Annotated in this window: 22 protein-coding genes; 11 read left to right on the top strand and 11 right to left on the bottom strand. The window is 70.1% G+C overall.

All coding sequences use genetic code 11. The annotated features are described in order from the left end of the window. Positions 1-196 precede the first annotated feature (196 nt). From ACQP2O_RS49125 to ACQP2O_RS49095, 7 genes are all read left to right on the top strand, one after another. Positions 197-1,000 carry a hypothetical protein gene (locus tag ACQP2O_RS49125; RefSeq protein ID WP_433176669.1) on the top strand — a complete coding sequence of 268 codons (804 nt, stop codon included), beginning with the start codon at positions 197-199 and terminating at the stop codon, positions 998-1,000. A 3-nt stretch (positions 1,001-1,003) separates the two neighbouring features. Further along, positions 1,004-1,375 carry a hypothetical protein gene (locus ACQP2O_RS49120; protein WP_433176668.1) on the top strand — a complete coding sequence of 124 codons (372 nt, stop codon included), beginning with the start codon at positions 1,004-1,006 and terminating at the stop codon, positions 1,373-1,375. Positions 1,376-1,534: 159 nt separating this feature from the next. Next, positions 1,535-2,056: a hypothetical protein gene (locus tag ACQP2O_RS49115; protein WP_433176666.1), complete on the top strand. Its 522-nt coding sequence runs from the start codon at positions 1,535-1,537 to the stop codon at positions 2,054-2,056. Between the two features lie 11 nt (positions 2,057-2,067). After that, on the top strand, positions 2,068-2,493 hold the full coding sequence (locus ACQP2O_RS49110) for a pyridoxamine 5'-phosphate oxidase family protein (protein WP_433176664.1): 426 nt from the start codon (positions 2,068-2,070) through the stop codon (positions 2,491-2,493). Between the two features lie 71 nt (positions 2,494-2,564). Beyond that, a complete protein-coding gene (locus ACQP2O_RS49105) occupies positions 2,565-2,735 on the top strand; it encodes a hypothetical protein (protein WP_433176662.1) in 171 nt (56 codons plus the stop codon). Positions 2,736-2,825: 90 nt separating this feature from the next. Then, positions 2,826-3,461 (top strand): hypothetical protein, encoded by a 636-nt coding sequence (locus tag ACQP2O_RS49100; RefSeq protein WP_433176660.1) that lies wholly within the window; start codon positions 2,826-2,828, stop codon positions 3,459-3,461. A gap of 79 nt (positions 3,462-3,540) precedes the next feature. Continuing rightward, a complete protein-coding gene (locus ACQP2O_RS49095; RefSeq protein WP_433176658.1) occupies positions 3,541-4,257 on the top strand; it encodes an HD domain-containing protein in 717 nt (238 codons plus the stop codon). A 26-nt stretch (positions 4,258-4,283) separates the two neighbouring features. On the opposite strand, the gene ACQP2O_RS49090 is transcribed toward ACQP2O_RS49095, so the two are convergent. Together ACQP2O_RS49090 and ACQP2O_RS49085 are read right to left on the bottom strand one after the other, a co-directional pair. Continuing rightward, complete coding sequence (locus tag ACQP2O_RS49090; RefSeq protein ID WP_433176656.1) at positions 4,284-6,089, bottom strand: ABC transporter ATP-binding protein; 1,806 nt, start codon at positions 6,087-6,089, stop codon at positions 4,284-4,286. Further along, positions 6,086-7,861 carry an ABC transporter ATP-binding protein gene (locus tag ACQP2O_RS49085; RefSeq protein WP_433176654.1) on the bottom strand — a complete coding sequence of 592 codons (1,776 nt, stop codon included), beginning with the start codon at positions 7,859-7,861 and terminating at the stop codon, positions 6,086-6,088. The genes ACQP2O_RS49090 and ACQP2O_RS49085 overlap by 4 nt, the downstream gene beginning before the upstream one ends. 360 nt (positions 7,862-8,221) lie before the next feature. On the opposite strand from ACQP2O_RS49085, the gene ACQP2O_RS49080 reads away from it, so the two are divergent. Next, positions 8,222-8,569, top strand: a complete 348-nt coding sequence (locus tag ACQP2O_RS49080) for a hypothetical protein (RefSeq protein WP_433176652.1) — start codon at positions 8,222-8,224, stop codon at positions 8,567-8,569. 204 nt (positions 8,570-8,773) lie between these two features. Continuing rightward, the gene (locus ACQP2O_RS49075; RefSeq protein ID WP_433176651.1) at positions 8,774-10,051 is read left to right on the top strand and encodes a D-arabinono-1,4-lactone oxidase; all 1,278 of its coding nucleotides are present in this window, start codon (positions 8,774-8,776) and stop codon (positions 10,049-10,051) included. Positions 10,052-10,143: 92 nt separating this feature from the next. Here the strand turns inward: ACQP2O_RS49075 and ACQP2O_RS49070 are convergent, their stop codons facing one another. The 9 genes from ACQP2O_RS49070 to ACQP2O_RS49030 all read right to left on the bottom strand — a co-directional run bounded on the left by ACQP2O_RS49070 (position 10,144) and on the right by ACQP2O_RS49030 (position 19,901). Next, positions 10,144-10,989, bottom strand: coding sequence for a hypothetical protein (locus ACQP2O_RS49070; RefSeq protein WP_433176650.1), 846 nt, complete (start codon positions 10,987-10,989; stop codon positions 10,144-10,146). A gap of 75 nt (positions 10,990-11,064) precedes the next feature. Beyond that, a complete protein-coding gene (gene asnB / locus ACQP2O_RS49065) occupies positions 11,065-12,864 on the bottom strand; it encodes an asparagine synthase (glutamine-hydrolyzing) (RefSeq protein WP_433176648.1) in 1,800 nt (599 codons plus the stop codon). A gap of 220 nt (positions 12,865-13,084) precedes the next feature. Continuing rightward, the gene (locus tag ACQP2O_RS49060; RefSeq protein ID WP_433176646.1) at positions 13,085-13,678 is read right to left on the bottom strand and encodes an HD domain-containing protein; all 594 of its coding nucleotides are present in this window, start codon (positions 13,676-13,678) and stop codon (positions 13,085-13,087) included. A 143-nt stretch (positions 13,679-13,821) separates the two neighbouring features. Next, positions 13,822-14,451, bottom strand: coding sequence for a DJ-1/PfpI family protein (locus ACQP2O_RS49055; protein ID WP_433176644.1), 630 nt, complete (start codon positions 14,449-14,451; stop codon positions 13,822-13,824). An 11-nt stretch (positions 14,452-14,462) separates the two neighbouring features. Further along, complete coding sequence (locus ACQP2O_RS49050; RefSeq protein WP_433176642.1) at positions 14,463-15,413, bottom strand: GlxA family transcriptional regulator; 951 nt, start codon at positions 15,411-15,413, stop codon at positions 14,463-14,465. A 118-nt stretch (positions 15,414-15,531) separates the two neighbouring features. Then, positions 15,532-16,965, bottom strand: a complete 1,434-nt coding sequence (locus ACQP2O_RS49045) for a serine hydrolase (RefSeq protein WP_433176640.1) — start codon at positions 16,963-16,965, stop codon at positions 15,532-15,534. A 90-nt stretch (positions 16,966-17,055) separates the two neighbouring features. Then, complete coding sequence (locus tag ACQP2O_RS49040; protein WP_433176639.1) at positions 17,056-18,006, bottom strand: ribose-phosphate diphosphokinase; 951 nt, start codon at positions 18,004-18,006, stop codon at positions 17,056-17,058. Between the two features lie 90 nt (positions 18,007-18,096). Beyond that, entirely contained in the window at positions 18,097-18,744 is a 648-nt protein-coding gene (locus tag ACQP2O_RS49035; RefSeq protein ID WP_433176637.1) for a response regulator, read from the bottom strand. Next, the gene (locus ACQP2O_RS49030; protein ID WP_433176635.1) at positions 18,741-19,901 is read right to left on the bottom strand and encodes a sensor histidine kinase; all 1,161 of its coding nucleotides are present in this window, start codon (positions 19,899-19,901) and stop codon (positions 18,741-18,743) included. Before ACQP2O_RS49030 ends, ACQP2O_RS49035 begins: the two co-directional genes overlap by 4 nt. A gap of 119 nt (positions 19,902-20,020) precedes the next feature. Between ACQP2O_RS49030 and ACQP2O_RS49025 the strand changes: the two genes are divergently transcribed. Then, the gene (locus ACQP2O_RS49025) at positions 20,021-20,908 is read left to right on the top strand and encodes an ATP-binding cassette domain-containing protein (RefSeq protein WP_433176633.1); all 888 of its coding nucleotides are present in this window, start codon (positions 20,021-20,023) and stop codon (positions 20,906-20,908) included. Then, entirely contained in the window at positions 20,905-21,900 is a 996-nt protein-coding gene (locus ACQP2O_RS49020) for an ABC transporter permease (protein WP_433176631.1), read from the top strand. Before ACQP2O_RS49025 ends, ACQP2O_RS49020 begins: the two co-directional genes overlap by 4 nt. Positions 21,901-21,916: the final 16 nt, after the last annotated feature.

Raw genomic sequence — 21,916 nt, 5'->3', positions numbered from 1 at the left:
TCTGCGACCGGTTAGGCGGCCGTCCGGTTCGGGCCGGGACCGGCCCGCAGAGGCCGCATGCCCGGCCCGAGCGCCGCCTCGGGCAGATCGGCTGTCCCGCACCTCAGAGCGGTGGCGTCGATGCGTGGCGGGGCGCCTTTGCGGGCGTGGTGATCCGGCTTGTGTTCGGGCGGTGCCGGGCTGTTGTATGTGGGTCGTGGAGGCGCTGACGGCGGTCACTGTTCTTGTCGGGAAGTACGGGGTGCAGCGGCTGGTCGGTTCGCTCACCGGTCGGCAGGGTCTTGGCGACCTCGCGAGTGAGCTCTTCGGAACCTTGGCCGCCAGTGAGGATCGGCTGACCGAGCGCCTGGCCGGGATAGAGCAGCAGTTGAGCGGCATTGAACGGCGACTCGACGAGGTCCTGGACCAGCGATACCAGGTGTCGCTCGCGTTGGGTCTGCGCGGCCTGCTGGACGCGGGTGCGGCCCACGACCCGCTCGTGCGAGCCGAGGAGCTGACCAGCGCACGGGAGCGATTCCGGGAGGCGGCCGTTTCCGCGCGTTCGTCGCTGCAGACCGCGGTGGCCGAGCGCTACGTTCTGCTGTGCGCCATCGCGCTGGGTCGCCCGGACGCGGCGAAGACAGCGTGGACGCAGCTGAACGGCGCGGTCACCGCGACAGCGCTTGACCTGTGCACCGCCTTCGGGGAAGCGCACGGGAAGGCGGCCCTCCGATTGGAACAGGAGGGTGTTTCGAAGAATCGCCGATACTGGAAACGCGTTGAGGACGAAGCGACCCAGGCTCGCGACGGCGTTATGGAGGCGGTCGGCCTCGTAAAGAGTCTTCTTGTGGAGTCGGGTGTTCTGGGGCAACTGCTCGGGCAACCGCAGCCGCCTCGCATGGACACGAAGGAAACAGAGCACTACTCTCGGCAGTCGCGTCGTCATTTGCGGGAAATGACGTTGTACAAAGATGCGCCTATCCTCCTGGGGCCCATGATGGGCGCAAGTTGGCTTGGATGAGATGTGCAGCCGACCGTGCCCGGACCGGTACGCTTCGGCGCATTGGCCGTTACCTGGACACACGTCGAACCACGGCCCAATGGTTGGGCCCCGGGGGATGCCGGTCGCGCCCCCACCATCGACGCCGATGTGGGACTCACCGTTCTGGCGGATCCACCGCTTTCCCGGGATGTTTTGATCGACCACCCCAGACGGTTCCTGTCGAGTCCAGAGTACGATCCGCCGTCCCCCAAGGCTCTCAAGGCGGGTGACCGCTCAATCCAGCTGTCCTACGTCACCGCCCTCACGACAGATGAACAGGGTAATGCGACGAAAGGCGACTCTGTTCGCGTCGGCGACATCACCTTCCACAGCTACTTCGAGCCCCTCGGGTAGCTCTGCCGTCTCCGCCTTTTAGGGGAGCATCGTCACCCGGGAGGGGGACGTGCCGACGCGGTGGCCCCAATGATGATCGATGGCATGAAACCCTTCGGAGGCTTGCTCACCTCGTATGCCCGACCGCGGCGAGCCGACCGGATATCGCCGGATCGCCGCATGCGCGACGATGTCCGGCGCGCTAATCGAAGGACCGCCTATACGGCATTCGCCTGGGTGATGGTCTTTCTGGCCTGGCACGTCGTCTGGTACATCGCCGGCCTCGAATTCCCCTCCGCTTCGGATCGGCATGGGGCTGGGCAGATCGTCATCCAGGTGTTCTCGTTGATCGTCGTTCTCATGGTCATCGTCGGAGCCCTGCTGCCGTTGGCCCTGGCTCAGTCGTGGGGGTGGCGGGTTCCTCGATGGATGCTTCTCTCCGCCGCGTGGACGGGGGCCGTGCTCCTGGGGGCACGCGGGGTCTCGGGTGTCGGCGACGATCTGGTTCGGGTCACCGGGATCCTGCCGAAAGGATTCACCGGGCTGACGACGGCACAGACCCTGGGAACCTCGCACCCCTCGTTCTGGTGCCTGTTCGCGAGCGGCGCCACCGACGTGCTCTTCACCGTCGGCGGCCTGGCGTTCGCTCTCGCCGCGATCGTCTACCGTCGCATCACCGTGTTCGACGGACCCGCTGGCTAGCATCGGGGAGCATGGCGCTCTCGGTAGAAGAACGGGAACAGTTCCTGGCAGAACCCCACATCGGTGCGTTGTCGGTGGTCGAGAGGTCGGACCGGGCGCCGCTGACCGTCCCGATCTGGTACCAGTACAGCCCGGGCGGTGAGCTGTGGGTGCTCACGGAGCCCGGCTCGCGGAAGGCCCGCGCGATCGACGCCGCAGGCCGGTTCAGCCTGATGGTGCAGCGGACCGAGCCGACCGTCCGCTACGTGTCGGTGGAGGGGCCGGTGGTCAGGACCGCCGCAGCCAGCCTCGAGCGTTCGCGGGAGATGGCGGCGCGCTACCTACCGCCGGACAAGGTCGCCGATTTCCTGGAGTACGAACGCACGCAGCTCGGCGAACACGGCGCCATCTACATGCGGCCGGAACACTGGCTGTCCGCCGATCTGGGCCCGGCCTGATAAGGCATGCGATTCAGGCGACTACTACCGCCTCCACGGTGCCAGGCTCAGTTGCCGTTTTCCGCAGCTGAATGAGTGAAGCGGAGCACCGGCGTATCCCCAAGCCCGGACGGTCGCTCGCCGGGCCGTCCCAGGACTGCCTCGGTCTCGATCCCGCGATGGCGGCTCAGGGCGCCGAAGTCATCCAGCGGCCGTGTGACGCCACGGGAGAGCAGTTCGTCCTGATCGGCCCGCTGGGTTAGCCCGATTGTTGGGAGCCGTACGCATTGACGCGTGTCCTTTTCCCTGCGTATGAACGCTATAGTGCCCGCGATACGGAAGGTGGCGCGCTGATGCATCATCAGACCCGAGGCGGGAGTACCACCGCCCCCCTCTTCCTCGTCCTCGGCGGCGTCGTGGGCGTGGTGGCGGAGTTCGCCATCGACCTCGTCATCTCCTACACGGTGAAGACGTCGAGCCAATCGGTGTACTACTTCCTGGGCGGGTTGCAAGGCCTGCTCATCGGTGCGCTCATCGGCGGCGCTGCCTTCCTGGGCCGCCCCAGGAGCTACGGCCTCGCGGCGGTGGCCGGCCTGGTCGCGCTGATCGCCGGGATCATCGGAGACCTGATCGCCCGCCCGGTCATCTGGCTCCTTCACGATCTGCCGGTGAACGCCCATACGTTCACCGACTACTTCACCCACCAGACGGCCATCTCGCTCCTGCTCAACCTCGTGCCGATCGCGGCGGCGGCAGTGCTCACCGCAGTGGGCGTCTCGAGAACGACACGTGCTCCCGCTTCTCCCGTTCCACCACAGGGCTACTGGAACCAGCCCCCTCCTCCCTACGGGCCGGCCCAGCCCGGCCCGGGAATGGGCGCCCCGCCGTACGCGCCGCCGGGACCAGGCGGCCCGGCTCCCCAGGGTTGGCAGCCGCCCGCGGGTCCCGGAGGACCACCGCCCGGTCCGCCGGGGTCCGGAACCGGCTGATCGTTTGCGGCGTCCCAGTTTCCACACGGGACGGCCGAACGCTCCCAGGTGAGGCTCCGCCCCGTGAGAGGGGAGCACGGTGCCCAGTTACCTGCAGACACTTCCACTGCACACGATCACCGAGGTGTACGGCGAGGCCGGCCTGCGCGACCGGTTCTCCCGCGAGATCGAACGGTTCGCGGAGCCGGACTGGCGCCGGCTCAACAAGGCGCTGTCGCTGGCGAGCGACCTCCACCGCCAGGACCGCCGGTCGCGCGAACCCGTGGTCAACCATCTGCTGCGCGTCACGCTGCGGGTGATGTGCCACTACGAGGTGAACGACGTCGACATCCTCGTCGCCGCCCTCCTACACGACTCCGTCGAGGACCATCCCGCCGAACTGGCGGGGGAGGGCCACGACGCCCCAACCGAGACGGCCCTGGACGTCCTGTCCGCCGAGTTCGGTCCACGCGTCGCCGAGCTCGTACGCGCCGTGACGAACCCGACGTACGACCGGACCCGCGACGTCCACGCCCAGTATCGAGCGCACGTCGTCGCCAGCCTGGACCGCCACCCCGCGGCCCGGGTCATCAAGGTCTCCGACTTCACCGACAACGGTGTCGGGCTCATTCACACCACTGGCCCGAAGCTCCGCAAGCTCGCCATGAAGTACCGCCCGCTCGTCCCGGAGTTGAAGGAACTGATCAACCGCCCCGACACCCCGCTGACGGCCCCGATCAGACTGCACATCGTGCGCCAACTCGACCGCGCCGACGAGCGCTTCACCGCCATTCTCCAAGGCCCCGGCGAGCGCTGACCCGGTGATCGGCGAGGGGGACCGGATCAGTGGACGTCCGCCTGTTCCTCGGCTTCGGTGATGAGTTCGTCCGTCCACAGGCGCCGCATCTCCGGGCAGCCCTCCAGCAACTCGTCCAACGGCCCGCAGCCGACGACGCGGCCGCGGTCGAGGACGAGGATCTGGTCGGCGCGTTCGAGGGCCGCGCGGCGGTGGGAGACGACCAGCAGCGTCGCGGGTCCGCGCCCGTCTCGGGCGGCGTCGGCGAGGCGGTCCCAGAGGAGTTTCTCCGTCTCGACGTCCAGTGCGGAGGAGAGGTCGTCGACGACGAGCAGGTCCGGTGACCGCATGAGGGCGCGCGCGGCCGTCGCCCGCTGCACCTGGCCGCCCGACAGCCGTACGCCGCGAGGGCCGACGACGGTACCGAGGCCGTCCGGCATGCCGGCCAGGTCCTTGTCGAACACCGCGAGTTCGATCGCGGTGGCGAGCCGGTCGCCGTCCGCCGGCCGGCCGAGCAGGATGTTCTCCTGGAGCGAGTCGGAGAACAGCCGGGGGACCTGGCTCGCGTACGCGACGCGTCCGGGGACGAGGTACGTGCCCGGGTCGTCGACGCGCCGGTCGTTCCAGGTGATCGTTCCGGCGTCGAGCGGCACCAGGCCGAGCAGCGCCCGTACGAGGGTGGTCTTGCCCGCCCCGACGGCGCCGGTGATGAGGGTGAACGAACCGCGTTCGACCCGCAGATCGACGGCGTGCAGGCGGTCGCGCACCGTCAGCCCGTTCGCCTCGAGGACTTGCAGAGGGTCGTCGTGGCGGGGCGGTGACGTCAGGACGGGTGGCGGCTCGCGGCGGAACCACACGCCGCTGACCCGGGCCAGGTCTTCGACGTCTTCGTACGGGGCCATGAGCCGGCGGAGGCGTTCGACGGCGACCGCGGCCTGGGGCAGGCGGTACAGGAACGTGCCGGCGGAGCGCGGCAGCGCCGTCAGCCAGCCGACATAGGTGGTGAACAGCGCCAGGTCCCCCACGGTGAAGTCGCCGCGGTGCATCGCGGGAGCGGCGATGAGCAGGACGAGGCCGATGCCGATCTCGACGGTCGCGCCCGTCGCGGTGTCGAGGAGGTCGGTGGTCAGCCGGTCCTTGACGGCGGCGTTCCGCCGTCGGCGGTTGTGGTCGCGGAGGCGCCGCAGGACCGCGTCCTCGGCCCCGGCCGTCTTGATCGCCAGGATGCCGGCGAACGTCTCGCCGATGTGGGCCGTCACCACCGCGCCGAGTTCCCGGGCGCGACGGTGGAGTCGCCGGATGAGCCCGCCGAGCAGCCGGCTCAGCACGCCGGCGGCGATCATCGGCAGCGCCAGTGCGAATGTGACGGCGGGGTCGATCGTCACCATGATCGCCAGCGCGGTGAGGCCGAACAGCGCCGTGCCGGTCAGGTCCACCAGGTCGTCGGTGACCTGGACGACGTCATCCGCGTCGTCGCGTAGCCGCGCGACCGCCTCGCCCGACGAGTGCGGCAGCCGATCCGCGGCGGTTCCGCGCGCGGTGAGGATCGAGCGCAGCACGTTGACGCGCAGCGTGGTCGCCGCCGCAACCCACCAGTAGACGCCGTACGCCCACGCGGTGACGAACACCATGCCGCGGACGACCTCCAGCCCGACGTACGCCGCGCAGAGCCACAGGACCGCCCGGAGATCGACGGTACGGTCCCCGCTGAGCTCGTCGAACACCGCCTTCAGCAGCAGCCCGCCGCCGATGGGGAAGAGGTACGTCGGCAGCCACAGCAGGCCACCGGCCACATAGCGGCGCAGCCCGGAGGAACGGGCGAGGCGGGACATCACGAATGGTACGGGCCTCATCGCGTCACCTCCGCCGCGCTCAGGAGCCGCGCGAAGCGGCTGCCGGGGTCCACCGAGAGCTCCTCGCGGCGGCCGTACTCGACGATCCGGCCGTCCTCGACGACCGCGATCCGGTCCACCCGCGTCAGGGAGGACAGGCGGTGCGCGATGAGCACACCGGTCCGGTCGGTGAGGAGCCGGTCGACGACCCGCTCGATGCGCCGCTCGGTCGCCGGATCGAGCCGGCTCGACGCCTCGTCCAGCACCACGAGGCCGGGGTCGGTGAGGAACACCCGGGCGAACGCCAGCAGTTGCGCCTCACCGGCCGACACGCCGGTCGCGTCGCCGCCCAGCGCGGTGTCGAGCCCGTCGGGGAGGCCCGCCAGCCAGTCGCCGAGACCGACCTCGGCGAGGATCTCCCGGAGGCCGTCGTCGTCGGCGAGCACCGGCCGGAACAGTGTGAGGTTGTCCCGGACGCTCGCGGCGAACAGCTGCACGTCCTGGGTCACGACGCCGATCCGCCGCCGTACGGACGCCGGGTCGGCGTCGCGCAGGTCCACTCCGCCGACGCGGACCGCGCCCTCGGTCGGGTCGTACAGGCGCAGGATCAGCCGGGCGATGGTGGTCTTCCCGCTGCCCGTACGGCCGACCAGGCCGAGCGTCTCGCCGGGTGCCAGCGTGACGTCGATTCCGGACAGGACCGGCTCGCCGTCGTCGGCGTACGCGAAGCCCACGCCGTCCAGGCGCAGGCCGAGCGGGCCGGACGCGGGCAGCGGCCGTGGGCCGGCGGGTTCGGGCAGCGTACGGCGTTCGGCCAGCAGGTCCCGTACCCGGGCGACGCCTGCCAGGGCCGCCTGGTACTGCCGCAGCTGGTCGATGAGCCGCTCGAACGGCGTCCGCACCATCTGCGTGTACTGGAACAGCAGCACGCCGGTGCCCACGGTGAACGCGCCGGACCGACGGCCCCACGCGGCGAGGCCGATCACCAGCGCCGTGCCCACCGCGAACGCCAGCGACGTGCCGGCGAGGAGACCGCTGCCGAGCCGTTCGGACCGGAACTCCGCGCGGTACATGCGCCCGCTCGTCCGGTGGACGCGGTTCACGGCGTGCTCGCCGGCGCCGTTCGCGCGGAGGTCCTCCACGCCGGCCAGCCGTTCCTCGATGTCGCCGTACAGCGCCGCGTACTGCGCCCGCGAGCGGGCGGCCGAGGGCACGGCCAGCTTCTGCGCACGGGCCATCCCGAACCCGATCAGCGCGCAGTACGCCAGGAGCGCGGCCCCGATGCGCGGATCGACGGTCAGCACGACGACGAGGACGCCCGCGAGCAGCAGGACGCCGGCCACGACGTCCAGCAGGAAGGCGACGACGAACTCGGCGATGGCGACGACGTCGCCGTCGACCCGTTCGATCATCTCGCCGGGCGTGCGCCGCCCGTGGAAGGCCATGTCGAGACCGAGCGTGTGCTCGGCAAGCCTCTCGCGGAGGCGGTTGGTGCCGTCCCAGGCGAGGCGGCTCGCCAGCCAGGCGGTCAGCGTCCGGGCGGCCTGCCCGGCGACGGCGAGGGCCAGGTAGCCGACGGCGACGAACGCCAGATGCCGGGTGCCGGCGCCGCCGATCGCGTCGTCGACGAAACGCCGGGTGATCTGGGGCGCGGCGAGCGGGAGCACGGTCGCGGCCGTGACGGCGGCGACGAGCGCGGCACCCGCGCGGGGTCCCGGGCGCAGGCAGCCCAGGACGGTGGTCGGTGGGGTCTTACCGGCGTCTCTCCGTGCCGGTCGTCGGAAGGGTCGCACGAAGCGTCATGTCCTCTGCGTAGGTGGCGATTGCCTGCTGGGGGGACATGAACGCCTTACGCATGACCATCTCCTCGGTCGACCGGAGCTTCGCCGGGAGTACACCATCCGGGCCTGGCCGTGGGCAACGGATTTTCCGCGCTACGGATCCGCCGCGGTTCGGCGCAGGGCGGATTTTATGTCCGCATTGTGCATTTTGTTGGACTTATTCTTATTTCGGCTTTCCTGGAAATGCGTCGCACGCCAAGCAGTGAACCGCTACATTCCACCGCGTATCAGTCGGCGCAGAGTCCTCAGGGCCCCTAGCCGACGTCGACTGATCGGCTCTTCTCGGAGCCGGTCGTACGGGGAAAGGTTCGGATGAAGATCTCGACTCGCCTTGCCACGATCGTCGGCGCCAGCGCGATCGCGGCGGGTGCCTTCACCACGATCGCCGGCACGGCTGACGCGGCGACCTCCACCCAGGCCACGAAGCTGAAGTGCCACTACAACGTGGTGCGCGTCCCGAAGGGCGCCTACCTGAAGGTCTTCAAGAAGGCCGACTACAAGAAGTCCCCCGTGATCGGCAGCCTGTCCCGGACCGCCAAGCGTGTTCCCGGTGCCTGCAAGGTCACAGTCGGGAAGAGCCGTGTGAGGTACATCAAGGTGAAGGCCGGCAACGGCCGCATCGGCTACACGGGTGCCGCGTACCTCAAGAAGGTGAGGTAACAGCGTCACCGCTCGTCGTGCGCACAGCCCGGTCCCTCCTCAGGGACCGGGCTGTACCGTTCCGGTACCGGGTCGCGTCCGGGCCTCCGAGCCATCACCGCGGCCTCTCCGTGCCCCGATCGCCGCTTTCCGGCCTGTACGACATATCGTGCTGAGTCCGGGCTGATCGGCGGAGTGCTAGGCGGGCGAAGGGTGCGTGATCCGGTGGTCGATGGCGTATGGAACTGGTCGGGGAACATCGCGTTCCAGGCCGAGGAGGTCTGCCACCCGGCCTCACTGGATGAGGTACGGAGCCTGGCCGCCCGCGGCTCGAAGCTCCGGGTGCTGGGCAGCGGGCACTCCTTCAACGACATCGCCGACACACCGGGCAGCCTGGTCTCGCTGGCGAAGCTGCCGCCGACTATCGAGATCGACGGCGCCGCCGGCCGGGTGAAGGTCGGCGCTAACGTGCGGTACGCCGAGCTGAGCCGTCGACTGCACGACGAGGGGTACGCCCTGCACAACCTCGCCTCCCTGCCGCACATCTCCGTCGCCGGCTCGATCGCGACGGCGACGCACGGCTCGGGCGACGGGAACGGGAACCTCGCCACGGCGGTCTCCGGGCTGGAGATCATCACGGCCGGCGGCGACCTCGTCTCGCTGAGCCGCGACCGGGACGGCGACCGGTTCAACGGGGCCGTCGTCGGGCTCGGCGCCCTCGGGATCGTCGTCAGCGTGACACTGGACGTCGAGCCGACCTTCGACGTGCGGCAGCGGGTCTACGAGGGCCTGCCGCTGGAGGTCCTGGACGAGCACTTCTCCGCCGTGGTCTCCGGCGCGTACAGCGTCAGCCTCTTCACGACCTGGCGTGCGCCGCGGATCGACCAGGTGTGGGTGAAGGAACGCGTCGATCCGGCGGCCGAGCGTCCCATGCCCGAGGACTGGTTCGGCGCCCGGCCCGCCGACGGGCCGCGGCATCCGGTCCCCGGCATGTCCGCCGTCGCCTGCACCGAGCAGCTGGGCGTTCCCGGCCCGTGGTTCGACCGGCTGCCGCACTTCCGACCCGATTTCGCCCCGAGCAGCAGCGGCGATGAGTTGCAAACGGAGTTCCTCCTGCCGCGCCGGCACGCCGTCGACGCGCTCCACGCGGTGAACGAGATCCGGGATCGGGTCGCCGCCGTCCTGCAGGTCTGCGAGGTCCGGACGGTCGCGGCGGACGACCTGTGGATGAGCACGGCCTACGGCGAGGACACGGTGGCCCTCCACTTCACCTGGGTCAAGGACACCGATGCCGTGCTCCCTGTGATCGGGCTCCTGGAGGAGCGCCTGGAGCCGTTCGGTCCCCGACCGCACTGGGGGAAGCTCTTCACCACTCCGGCCGAGACACTGCGCTCCAGGTATCCGCGGCTATCGGACTTCCACGCCCTCGCCCGCCACTACGACCCGACCGGCACCTTCACCAACGACTTCCTCACCCGCCACCTCTTCACCGATCTCGACTGACCGGCGGTCCCCGTCAGGCGCGAACAGCTCATCGACCGAACGGACCACACCGGCTCGGGAAAGCCAGACTTCGTGAGTCACCGTCGCCTCGCTCAGTCGAAGAGAGCATCGACCGTGCGGACGATGACGGCACGTTCGAGCCAGGCCTGGGCCTCGGCGACGTCGGTGCATGCCATGATGCGTTCGCGTGCTTCGGAGGGGATTGGGATGCCGCGAACCTCGAGCACTGTGAGGATGCTCTCCACCTTGCCCTCGGCTTTACTGCGGCGAGCCAAGTCGCTTTTGTAGGGAGACGTATCGCTGTTCATCATTGCCTCCAGTTCGGTGGCGGGCGTCCCGGGCAGAGCCCTGAGGACAATGTCAAAGTACAGTGCCGCGCGGTCGGTGTCCTCCAATGCGGCGAGCGCGGAGAGCAAGGCATGGAACATTCGTACCCGGTCGTAGGCGGCGCCGTGCGTCACGGTCGACAGGACCGTGAGCTCCGGAGCTCGGGCGGCCTCCTGCGCGTCGGTGACGACCGGGACCGCCTCGGGTTTGAGGACCAGCGGGGTCAGGGTCCAGCCCGGATGGCCGAGGTCGATCGGCTCGGCGCACCAGTCGCCGACGCTCGCGTCGGCGCAGATGACCAGCAGGATCGCGGGGCAGCGCGTCCGTGCGCGCAGGCCGGCGAGGTACACCGGCCAGCTCCACCGCTTGCCCTTGTCGCGCCGGAGCTGGATCTCCACGACGACGGCCAGCACCGGGGCGGCCGCCTCGAAGACCACCACCGCGTCGGCGCGGAACTCCGCCGGGTTCCACTCGGTCAGATCGCCGGATTCGACTCGAGCGCGCCTATAGTCCGGGATGTCGACTTTTAACGCGTTATGCAGAATATCTGCCGCAAGGCTGGGTCGATTATGGAACAGCATGGCGAGAGATTCGTGCTCAAGTGAAGGCATGGCCGGGACTTTAGACCGGCCATGCCTTCTCTGCGAATTGATCAGTCACAATTCGCCATAAATGGCGAATTCTACTCAGATGTGTTGCGGCCGGTAGGCCGTCAGCCAGTCGTTCAGGGCGATGATGCGTTCCATGGCCGCGCGATCCTGCTGGAGGCTGGCTCGGCCGAGCGGGCGTCGCAGGGCCTCGCGGGCGGCGTTCTCCGTGAGGTAGGGCCGTACGGGGGCGTTCGGGTCGGCGAGGATGCCGGACAGGCGGTCGCGGACGGTGCGCTCGTAGCTCGGGTTCTGCGTCGCCGGGTAGGGGCTCTTGCGCCGCTGCACGACCGACTCGGGAAGGACGTCGGCGACGGCGCCGCGCAGGAGGCTCTTCTCCCGTCCGTCGTAGGTCTTGTGGCTCCACGGGGTGTTGAAGACGTACTCGACGAGCCGGTGGTCGCAGAACGGCACCCGTACCTCCAGGCCGACCGCCATGCTCATCCGGTCCTTCCGGTCAAGGAGGAAGCGGACCATCCGGGTCAGGTGCAAGTAGCAGATCTCCCGCATCCGCCGCTCGTGTCCGGTCTCGCCGGGCAGCCTGGGCACCTGGTCGAGGGCCTCGCGGTACCGGTCGGCGAGGTACGCGTCCGTCCGCCGGTTGAGGTCCCCGTCGAGGAGTTCCTGTCCGGCGGACATGCCCAGCATCCAGGGGAAGGTCTCGGCGGCGATCGCCTCCGGGTCGTGGAACCAGCGGTAGCCGCCGAAGACCTCGTCGGCGGACTCGCCCGACAGCGCGACCGTGGAGTGCCGCCGTATCTCGGCGAACAGCAGGTACAGCGAGGTGTCCATGTCGCCGATGCTCGGCAGGTCGCGGGCGCGCATCACCGTCTCGTTGACCTGTGGCGAGGAGAGTTCGTCGCTGCTGAGGACGACGTCGGTGTGGTGCGACCCGACGTGCTTGGCCACCTCGTGGACGTACGGCGCGTCGGCCGTGTCCCGCATGGCGTCGGGCACGAACCCGCCGCCCTCGTCGGTGAAGTCGACCGCGAAGGACCGTACGGTGCCGGTCCCGAGCGCGCGGTCGGCGAGCGCGGTGAGCGCGCTGGAGTCCAGGCCGCCGGAGAGGAGGGTGCACAGCGGCACGTCGGAGATGAGCTGCCGCTCGACGATGTCCTCGAGGAGTTCGCGGACGCGGCGGACGGTCGTGGGGATGTCGTCGGGGTGCTCGCGCGCGGTCAGCGCCCAGTAACGCCGGTCGGTGACGCCGTCGCGTGAGACGCGGACGACGTGTCCGGGCTCGACCTCATGCATCCCGTCGAAGATGGCGTGGCCCGGCGTCTTGACCATGGTCAGGAGCTCGAGCAGGTCGTCGTCGCTGATGCGCGGGGTGAACATCGGGTTGGCCAGGATGGCCTTGGGCTCGGAGCCGAAGAGCACTCCGTGCGGGGTGGGCGCGTAGTACAGCGGCTTGATGCCCATCCGGTCCCGGATGAGCAGGAGCTCTTCCGTCCGCTGGTCCCACAGGGCGAAGGCGTACATTCCGTTCAGACGGTCGACGAGGTCCGCGCCCCAGCGGAGGTACGCCTGGAGGACGACCTCGGTGTCGCTGCGGGTACGGAAGCGGTGCCCGTGGGATTCCAGTTCCCGGCGGAGCTCGCGGAAGTTGTACGCCTCACCGCTGTAGACGAGGGTGACGGGACCGTGGCTCATGGGCTGCGTGCCGCCCTCGATGTCGATCACGGCGAGTCGCCGGTGCCCCAGCGCGACGTGCGGCTCGATCCAGAGACCTTCGTCGTCGGGGCCCCGGAAGGCCATCGTCCGTGTCATCGCGAGTGCGGTGGCGCGCTCCTCGGTGAGGTCGCGCTCGTAGTCCACCCAGCCGGCTATGCCGCACATCGGAGCACCTCCCAGATAGCTGCATCATGCACATGACCGACGTTAACTCCAGATGTCAGAAATATGGAAGTTACAAACCTCACCCCCTCTGGGGGTAGACCTCCGGCCCGAGGCGTGCACCGTCGCGTGCGTGCCTACTGCCGCGTGCCCACTGCCACGCTCGCCTCCTCGCCCACTCCGCAGCCGGCTCGTTCCTCACCGGCCACTCGGCTCGCCGCGGTCAGTCGGCCGCGGGGCCGTTTCCGCCGTTCACGACCGCGGGGAGCCACTCGAGCGAACCGGTGCCGAGGGCCTCGTCGGCGAGCTTCTTCCCCGACGGCGTCTGCAGCGCGGCGAGTGAGCTGTCGATCCACGGCTGGATGTTGTGGTGTCCCTGGTCGCGGTACTCGATGGCCTGCAGCAGGCAGTCGAGCTTGTCGGCGTCCCGGGCGCAGCGGGCCTCCAGGCTGGTCTTCTGCTCGTACTCCGCGACCGAGTCGGAGATCAGGTCGGCCACCGGACCCGGCAGGCCCTGCACCTGATCCGCGGTGACCTTCTCGTTGGGCGCCCGGGTGACGTACCGCTTGGCCAGGTACGGGATGTCGGTCAGCCGGGTCTCCTGGCTGTCGTGGAAGAGGCTGAGGAGAGCGGCGCGCTCGGGGTTCGCGCCCTCCATGGCGGCCAGGACGCCGGCGAGCACGGCGGCCCGGAAGGAGTGGTCCGCGATGCTCTCTGGCGCGGCGACGCCCGCGACGAGCCAGCCGGTCCGCTTGTAGCGCTTGAGCAGCCCCATCTCGTAGGCGAATTCCGTCAAGCGCGTCAGCTCGTCCGGCATGCCAGCCCCCTTCACTCTCGGCCGTCCGGGTATCTCACGGTAGACGACTTTTCCCAGATCAAACGGTAAGCGAAGGGCAATCTCGCGCTGAAGATCCGATCGCGCACGGCGCGCGGGGGTCGATCCTCCCGAAGCCGCCGGGGTCAGCCGACCGCCAGGTGGGTGGCGACGAAGTCCAGGACCTCCGGGGACGCCTTGGCGAGCGAGCCGCTGTCGAACGGCGGCTGCGGGTCGTACTCGATCCACAGCTGGATCGCCGGCGCGGCGACCTCACCGCCGATCCGGGCGGCGAGGGTCAGCGCCATGTCGATGCCGGCGGAGACGCCCGCCGCCGTGATGACCTTTCCCTGCTCGACGGCGCGCTCCGGGAGGTACCGCGCGCCCGTCGCCTCCAGTTCCTTCCGGACGCCCCAGTGGGTCGTCGCGTCGAGGCCGTGCAGCAGCCCGGCCGCGCCGAGGATCAGCGCACCCGAGCACACCGACGTCGTCCACCGGGTCGTCGGGTGCACGCGGCGGACCCAGTCGACGTACCGCTGATCGCCGAGCACGACCTCGCGCGTGCCCGGCCCGCCCGGTACGACGAGGACGTCGCACCGGTCGATCTCCTCCAGCGCCGCCTCGGCCACGACGGTGAGGGCGCCGTCCGTACGGACCGGGCCGCGCTCCGTCGCCGCGAAGACGGCCGTGACGCCCGGCAGACGCGACAGCACCTCGTACGGCCCGACGGCGTCGAGCGCGGTGAACTCCTCGTACAGCGCGAAGACGATCTGCATGGCTTGCTCCTTCAGGAGGTCGGGACCGGCGTACGGGCGCGGAAGCGGCGCCGGTAGTCGCCGGGCGTGACGGACACGGTGCGCTTGAAACTGCGGTGCATGGTCTCCGGAGTGCCGAAGCCGCACTCCCGGGCGATCACGTCGAGGGGCCGTACGGTGGTCTCGAGGAGCCGGCGGGCCGCCTCGACCCGTACGGACTCGACGTACGACGCCGGGGTGACGCCGACGCCGTCGCGGAACACGCGGGCGAAGTGCCGTGTGCTCAACCCGGCGCGGGCGGCCAGCGCCTCGACCGACAGGTCGGCGGTGAGATGGTCGGCGATCCATCGCTGCAGTTCGCGCAGGCCGGGCCGGTCCGGCCGCCCGGCGGCCAGCTGGGCGCTGAACTGCGCCTGACCGCCCGGCCGCTGCACGAACACCACCAGCTGCCGGGCGATGTCACGGGCGGTGGCCGGGCCGAGGTCGTCCTCGACCATGGCGAGGGCCAGGTCGATGCCGGCGGTGACTCCGGCGGAGGTCCAGACCGGATCGTCGCGTACGAAGATCGGGTCGGGGTCCACGTCGACCTCGGGGAAGCGTTCGGCCAGCAGATGGCAGGCCGCCCAGTGGGTGGTCGCCCGCCGGCCGTCGAGCAGCCCGGCCCGGGCCAGCAGGAACGCTCCGCTGCACACCGAGCCGACCCGGCGGGCGCGCCGTGCGACCGAGGAGATCCAGGCGATCGTACGGTCGTCGCCGACGGCCTCGGCGGTACCGAGGCCGCCCACCACGATGAGCGTGTCGACGGGGTCGTCGTGGAAGGCGCGGTGCGGAGCGATCGACAGTCCGCTGGACGACGTCACCGGCGCGCCGTCCACGGAGACGACCTCGGTGACGTACGACCCGTCGGCGAGCGAGAAGACCTCCAGCGGCCCGGTCAGATCCAGTGACTGGAACCGGGGATGGACGAGGAAGGTGATCCGCACGACACCAGCCTCGCCGCCCGGTCCTCATGGCCGCAATGACGCGAATATGACGATTCCAGCCATCCAAGCGGGCCGAAGGGGCCGGAAGCTCCGGCCCCTTCGGTAGGTCACAGGTGGGTCAGCGCAGCGCCTCGTAGGCGTCCATGATGCGGCCGAGCTGCGCGAACTTCTCGGTCCGGTTGACCGCCGGCTGGATGTCCTGGCGGTCCACGTCGATGTACCGGTAGCCGAGGTTGCTGAACGCGGTGATGATGTAGTGCCGGTTCGGCTTGCCGGGCAGCGACTTCACGATGCCCGCGTCGCTCACCGCGTTCTCCGAGATGCCGGTCTTGTGGGCGAACGTCACCTGGGCGGCGTCCTGGCAGGGCTGCACCGGGTACTGGTACTTCCCGTCGGTCGGGTCGTTGTTGACCGTCACGGTCCCGTCGGCGCCGATCCACCGCTGCGAGATGCGCTGCGGCATGCCGGCCGTCGGGTAGGTGTAGCCGCAGTAGTTCGTCGTCGACAGGACGTTGTTCCAGCCCTGGTCGCCGAGCTCCTTCATGAAGAACTCGCGCGAGGACGCGCTGAGGACGTCACTGGTGACCGGCTTGCCGTTCGGAGTGGTCCATGCCGTGCCCGAGACGCCGTTGATGAGCGCCAGCAGCTTGGCGGTGTCCAGCGACGACATGTTGATGCCGGAGGTCCAGTTTCCGCCGTTGGCGGGGTTGGTGCCCTTCAGCTGCATGGTCTCAAGACCGATGTCCTGGAACGTCTGGTTGAGACCGTCGATCGCGCCCTTGTCGTTCAACAGCTTGATCATCGCGCACGCCGAGCCGTTGTCGGAGACGGTGATCATGCGGTCGAGGTAGTTGCGGACGGTGTCGGTGGTGGCGGTGCCGCACAGATCGGATGCCTGCGTCGGCTGGTAGGCGTACGTGTCGTCCAGCGTGATGGTGCCCTTGTCCACCAGCTGGAGGATGCCGAAGCCGACCATCAGCTTGAGGGTCGACGCGGGGTAGGGCGACATGAAGTCGATGGGCGCGTTCTCGCGGCCCGGGACGACGTCGGTGTCGCCCTGCCCGTTGTTGGCGTTCCAGACGTTGGTGTCCCAGTGCCGGTAGCGCACCGCGGTGGTGTGGAAGTTCTTGTCCACCGGGACGATGACGCCGTTCTTGTAGGTCGGGCTCGTCACGACGGTGCCGGAGGAGACGAGCCGGCCGTTGTCGTCGAGCTCGAGAACGGTCACGTCGACGTTCGGCTGCTGGTGGATCTGGGTGGCGGCCGCGACGGCCGCCGCCTTCAGCTTGGGCGCACGCTCCGGCTTGGGCATTTTCGCCTCGGGGTCGACGTCGACGGAGGACGACCGGGCGGCCTGGGTGGACGTGGGGGGCTCGGTGTCCAGGACCTCGCCGAACTTCAGTGCGGCGACGGTCTGCTGGAGTATCCGCGCGACGCCGCTGGTGTCGGGCTCGGCCGCGTGCGCCGGCTGTGCGACGGTTGCCAGCAGGACGGCGGCACCGCCCAGCGCGACCCAGCCACGACCACGCCTATGACTACCTCTCAAGATCATTCCAACAAGATAACCATACGGATACGTATGGCGTATCTCTTTTGAAGATCTTTTACAAAGAGTTCGCAAAGACGCTGTGTAAGGCCCTGGTCACGACTCGAACAGGACGCTGATGCTCTCGCGGCGGTGGATGCGGGCGATCGCCTCGGCGAACAGCGGCGCGACCGAGACCTTCTGCACCTTAGGCGACAGCCGTACGGGCTGGTTCTCCACGGTGTCGGTGACGTAGAGCCGGGTGATCGGGCTGGAGTCGAGGCGTTCCATCGACTTGCCGGTGAACACCCCGTGCGTCACGGCCGCGCGCACACTCCGCGCGCCGCGCTCCACGAGGCACTCGGCCACCTCCGCCAGCGTGCCGGCGGTGATGGTGAAGTCGTCGACGATCACGGCGTCGCGGTCGCGCACGTCGCCGATCAGGTCGACGACCCGCGCCGTTTCGGTGTGGTCGATGCGCTCCTTGTCGGCGATGGCGAGCGGAGCGCCGAGCCGCTTGGCGTACTTACGGGCCTGCTTGGCGAAACCGGCGTCGGGGGAGACGACGACGAGATCCCCGGAGGCGCCGATGGCCTCGGTGAGCACGGGCAGGGCGTACAGGTCGTCGACCGGCCGCGTGAAGAAGCCCTGGATCTGCGGGGCGTGCAGGTCCATCGTCACGACCCGGTCCGCGCCGGCCGCCTCGATCGACTGGGCGCACACCCGGGCCCGGATCGACACCCGGGGCTCGTCCTTCTTGTCGGCCTTCGCGTAGCTGAAATACGGCATCAGCACGGTCACCGACGCGGCGCTGGCCCGCTTGAACGCGTCGATCCAGAACAGGAGCTCCATGAAGTTGTCATTGGCCGGGAAGACCGTGGACTGCACGAGGTGCACGTGGCGCCCTCGGACGTTCTGGTTGACCTTCACGAACAGGTTGCCGTCGGAGAAGCGGATCGCCTCCCCGTGGCCCGGCTCCACGCCCAGGCTCTCGCAGATCGCGGCGGTGAGCCGCGGACTGCCCGATCCACCGAACACCAGGAGCTCATCGAGATCGGAACCGGTCACCAGCATCGCCTCCCCGCGCGTCCGACCCTCGATGATGCCCGAAACAGGCCCGTTCGTCACGCTCAACATCGCGGTGCCCCTACCTTCCGGTCAGGCGTGCGCGAGTCCGTTCTCCCAGGCCCAGGCGGCGACCTCCACCCGGTTACGGACGCCGAGCTTCAGCTGGACACCGGCCAGGTGGCTCTTCACGGTGCTGATCGAGATGAAGAGCTCCGCGGCGATCTCCCGGTTCGTGCGGCCGCGGGCGATGGCCCGGACGACCTCGATCTCCCGCTCCGACAGCGGCACCGCCGACGGCGCCGAACTCCTCGTGGGCGCGAGGTGCTTGAGGAGCCGTACGGTGACCGACGGGGAGATCAAGGAGTCCCCGGTGCGCGCGGCCCGCACGGCCTCGACGAGCAGGACCGGGCCGGCGTCCTTGAGGATGAACCCGACGGCGCCGGCCCGCAACGCCCCGTAGACGTACTCGTCGAGGTCGAAGGTGGTCACGATGACGACCCTGAGCGGGTCGCGGACGCCCGGACCGGCCAGGGCCCGGGTGACCTCGATACCGTCGAGACCGGGCATCCGGATGTCGACGAGGCACACGTCCGGACGCAGCCGCCGGGCCAGGGCGACGGCCTCCGCGCCGTCCGCCGCCTCGGCGACGACCGTGATGTCCGCCTGATCCTCCAGGATGAACCGCAGCCCGCCGCGGACCATCGCCTGGTCATCGGCGATCAGCACCCGGGTGGTCACGAGCGGCTCCGGGCGGGCAGGGTGGCGCGCACCGACCAGCCGGCCCGGGGGCGGGGCCCGGCGTTGAGAGTGCCGCCGAGGGCCTCGACGCGTTCGCGCATCCCGACGAGGCCGTGCCCGCCGGAGTGGGGGAAGCGCGGCGCGCCCGCAGGGGGCGCGTCGTCGGTGACCTCGACGGTGATGTCGCGCCGGTCGTGGGCGAGGGCCACGGTGACCTCCCGGGCCCCGGAGGCGTACCGGGTGATGTTGGTGAGCGACTCCTGGACGACCCGGTAGACCGTCGTGGTGACCTGCGGTGGCCACGCCGGGTCCGGCGGCCCGTCGGGCAGGTGCAGCCGTACGGCGGGGCCGCGCGCGGCGAACCGGTCGACGAGCTCGGTCAGCCCCTCCGGGCCGGGGGCGAGCCCGGCCGCGTCGTCGGCCTCCCGGAGCAGGCCGATGACCTGGCGCATGGACACCAGCGCCTCGGCGGCGGCGGTCTCGATGCCCGCCAGGGTGTCGTCGAGCGTTCCGGCGCCCCGGCGGGCGGCGATGCGAGCCGCCTGCGCCTGGAGCACGACGCCGGTCATGTGGTGGGCCGCCGAATCGTGCAGCTCCCGCGCCAGCTCCAGGCGCTCATCCCGCCGTACGGCCTCGAACGCGGCGCGGCGACGCGCGTCCAGGCGGCGCAGCAGCAAACCGGCGCCCACGGCGGCGACCCACGCCTGTGCCATGATCCAGGTCGCCGAGTACGACACCGGGGCGCCGGTGGCGAGGAAGTGGGAGTACCGCTCGAGGCTCCCGGCCACCACGACCACTCCGCCCGCCGCGATGGCCGCCGCCGTACGGACCGGCAGCACGCGAATCGCGGAGGCGATGAGCACGACCAGGGCGAGGATCGCCGCACCGGCCGGCTGCCCGGGCAGGCCCCAGCGCCAGGCGACCAGCTCGGCCGCTCCGGTGACGGCGAGCCCGATCGCCGCGGCCCACGTACGGGATCGTTCCCGCAGCAGGGCGGCCACGGACACCACCGCCCCGACGGCGAGGATCGACCTCCAGTCGCCGTGCCGCTCCGCGATGGCGCGGATCTCGTAACCCAGCGCCGTCGCGAACACGAGGCCGAGCCCGGCGTTCACGGCGATCCGGGGCCGCTCGACCAGGCGATCCAGCAGGTCCATGACGGTTCAGCCTACGGAAGTCCGTCGCGTGCCGGATCAGCCGAAAGTACGACCGGTTCGGCGCGAACCGTACTTCCGGCCGGTGGGCGCGCCGGGCCGAGGCCCGCAGAGTGAACCGCATGCCTTCCACTGAGAACACGGTCCTGCGGGCCCGGGGGCTCGGCAAGCGATATCGCCGGCGCTGGGCGCTCTCGGACTGCACCCTCGACATCCCGGCGGGACGGGTCGTCGGACTGGTCGGCCCCAACGGGGCCGGGAAGTCGACGCTGCTCGGCCTGGCCGCCGGCCTGCTCACACCGACGTCCGGAACGATCGAGGTGTGCGGCGGCCGCCCCGGCGCGAACCCGGCGCAACTGGCCAAGGTCGGCTTCGTCGCCCAGGACACACCGATCTACGCGCGGCTGACCGTCGCCGAGCACCTCACACTCGGCTCCCGGCTGATCCCGGGCTGGGACATGCGGCTGGCCCGGGACCGGGTGCGGCGGCTCGGCCTGCCCTCTGACCAGCGGGCCGGGAACCTCTCCGGTGGCCAGCGCGCCCAGCTCGCCCTCACGCTCGCGCTCGCCAAGCGGCCCCGGCTGCTGATCCTCGACGAACCGGTCGCCGCCCTCGACCCGCTCGCCCGTCGGGAGTTCCTCCGGGAGCTGAGCGACGCCACCGCCGGCCGGGAGATCAGCGTCGTGCACTCCTCCCACCTGGTCTCCGACGTGGAACTGGTCTGCGACCACCTCATCGTGCTCGTCGGCTCCCGCGTGCGGGTCGCCGGCGACGTCCGCGAACTGCTGGCCGCACACCACCTGATCAGCGCTCCGCACCTCGACCCGGCCGCCCTTCCCCCGGGCGTGCACGCCGTCTCCGTCGACCGCACCGACCGGCAGACCACCCTGCTCGTCCGCGCCGACGCCCCGATCGACGGTCATGGCTGGGCGGTCGCCCCGGTCGGCCTCGAAGACCTCGTCCTCGCCTACATGAGCGGGTCCACGCCGCTCCTGGAGGGACAAAGATGATCTGGCTCACCTGGCGGCAGCTCCGTACCCAGGCGGCGGTGGTGTTCGGCGCCATCGTCGTCCTCGCCGCCCTCCTCGCGGCCACCGGCCCGCACATGGTCCACCTGTACAACGCCCACGGCCGCGCCTTCCTCGACGAGCTGGGGAGCACCGAGAGCAACCTGTACGTCATCGGCACCTTCGCCGTGCTCTTCACCCCGGCCCTCATCGGCACGTTCTGGGGCGCCCCGCTGATCACCCGGGAGCTGGACGCCGGAACGCACCGGCTGGCCTGGACCCTGACCACCCGCACTCGCTGGCTCGTCACCAAGCTCGGGGTCGTCGGCCTGGCCGCGGTGGGCTCTACCGGGCTGCTCAGCCTCGCGGTCACCTGGTGGAACCGGCCGATCGACGCGGCCATCGCCGCCAACAGCGGCGCCCCCAGCCACGGCGTCTTCCTGCTCCCGCGCATGCACGTCCTGATCTTCGACACGCGCGGGGTAGTCCCCCTCGGCTACGCCGCGTTCGCCTTCGTCCTCGGCGTCACCATCGGCGTCATCGTCCGGCGGACCCTTCCCACCATGGCGATCCTCCTCGCCGTCTTCACCGTCGTCCAGGCCACCATGGGCCTCGAAGTCCGGTCGCACCTGCTGCCACCGGAGCACATCACCACGAAGATCAGCTCCGCGAACCTCACCCTCATCGACATCAGCGGGAACCTCACGGTGCGGATCGACGAGCCCGGCGCCTGGATCGTCTCCCAGCACACCGTCAACGCCGCCGGCCAGGTCGTCTCACCGCCCTCCTGGGTGGAGAAGTGCCCGCTGCAGACCCGGCAGGGGTCACAGGCCTGCTTCACCAGGCTCACCGACATGGGCTACCGGCAACGGGTCGACTTCCACCCCGCCGACCGCTTCTGGACCTTCCAGTGGGAGGAGACGGTGATCTACCTCGCCGTCGCTCTCCTCCTCGCCGGACTCTGCACGTGGTGGCTCCGCCGCCGCCTGGCCTGACCCCGAAAGGGCACTC

The sequence above is a fragment of the Actinoallomurus sp. CA-150999 genome, from assembly GCF_050942425.1.
In the GTDB taxonomy this organism is placed as follows: Bacteria; Actinomycetota; Actinomycetes; order Streptosporangiales; family Streptosporangiaceae; genus Actinoallomurus.
Note: the sequence above shows the minus strand (reverse complement) of the source record. Positions and strands in the feature narration are given on the sequence as shown.

Excerpts from the sequence above, each read along its gene's own strand:
- ACQP2O_RS49070 (WP_433176650.1), bottom strand. The coding sequence starts at position 10,989 with ATGCCTTCACTTGAGCACGAATCTCTCGCCATGCTGTTCCATAATCGA.
- asnB (WP_433176648.1), bottom strand. The coding sequence starts at position 12,864 with ATGTGCGGCATAGCCGGCTGGGTGGACTACGAGCGCGACCTCACCGAG.
- ACQP2O_RS49110 (WP_433176664.1), top strand. The coding sequence starts at position 2,068 with ATGGCGCTCTCGGTAGAAGAACGGGAACAGTTCCTGGCAGAACCCCAC.
- ACQP2O_RS49115 (WP_433176666.1), top strand. The coding sequence starts at position 1,535 with ATGCGCGACGATGTCCGGCGCGCTAATCGAAGGACCGCCTATACGGCA.
- ACQP2O_RS49105 (WP_433176662.1), top strand. The coding sequence starts at position 2,565 with ATGAGTGAAGCGGAGCACCGGCGTATCCCCAAGCCCGGACGGTCGCTC.
- ACQP2O_RS49080 (WP_433176652.1), top strand. The coding sequence starts at position 8,222 with ATGAAGATCTCGACTCGCCTTGCCACGATCGTCGGCGCCAGCGCGATC.
- ACQP2O_RS49045 (WP_433176640.1), bottom strand. The coding sequence starts at position 16,965 with ATGATCTTGAGAGGTAGTCATAGGCGTGGTCGTGGCTGGGTCGCGCTG.
- ACQP2O_RS49060 (WP_433176646.1), bottom strand. The coding sequence starts at position 13,678 with ATGCCGGACGAGCTGACGCGCTTGACGGAATTCGCCTACGAGATGGGG.
- ACQP2O_RS49020 (WP_433176631.1), top strand. The coding sequence starts at position 20,905 with ATGATCTGGCTCACCTGGCGGCAGCTCCGTACCCAGGCGGCGGTGGTG.
- ACQP2O_RS49030 (WP_433176635.1), bottom strand. The coding sequence starts at position 19,901 with ATGGACCTGCTGGATCGCCTGGTCGAGCGGCCCCGGATCGCCGTGAAC.
- ACQP2O_RS49025 (WP_433176633.1), top strand. The coding sequence starts at position 20,021 with ATGCCTTCCACTGAGAACACGGTCCTGCGGGCCCGGGGGCTCGGCAAG.
- ACQP2O_RS49055 (WP_433176644.1), bottom strand. The coding sequence starts at position 14,451 with ATGCAGATCGTCTTCGCGCTGTACGAGGAGTTCACCGCGCTCGACGCC.
- ACQP2O_RS49100 (WP_433176660.1), top strand. The coding sequence starts at position 2,826 with ATGCATCATCAGACCCGAGGCGGGAGTACCACCGCCCCCCTCTTCCTC.
- ACQP2O_RS49090 (WP_433176656.1), bottom strand. The coding sequence starts at position 6,089 with ATGAGGCCCGTACCATTCGTGATGTCCCGCCTCGCCCGTTCCTCCGGG.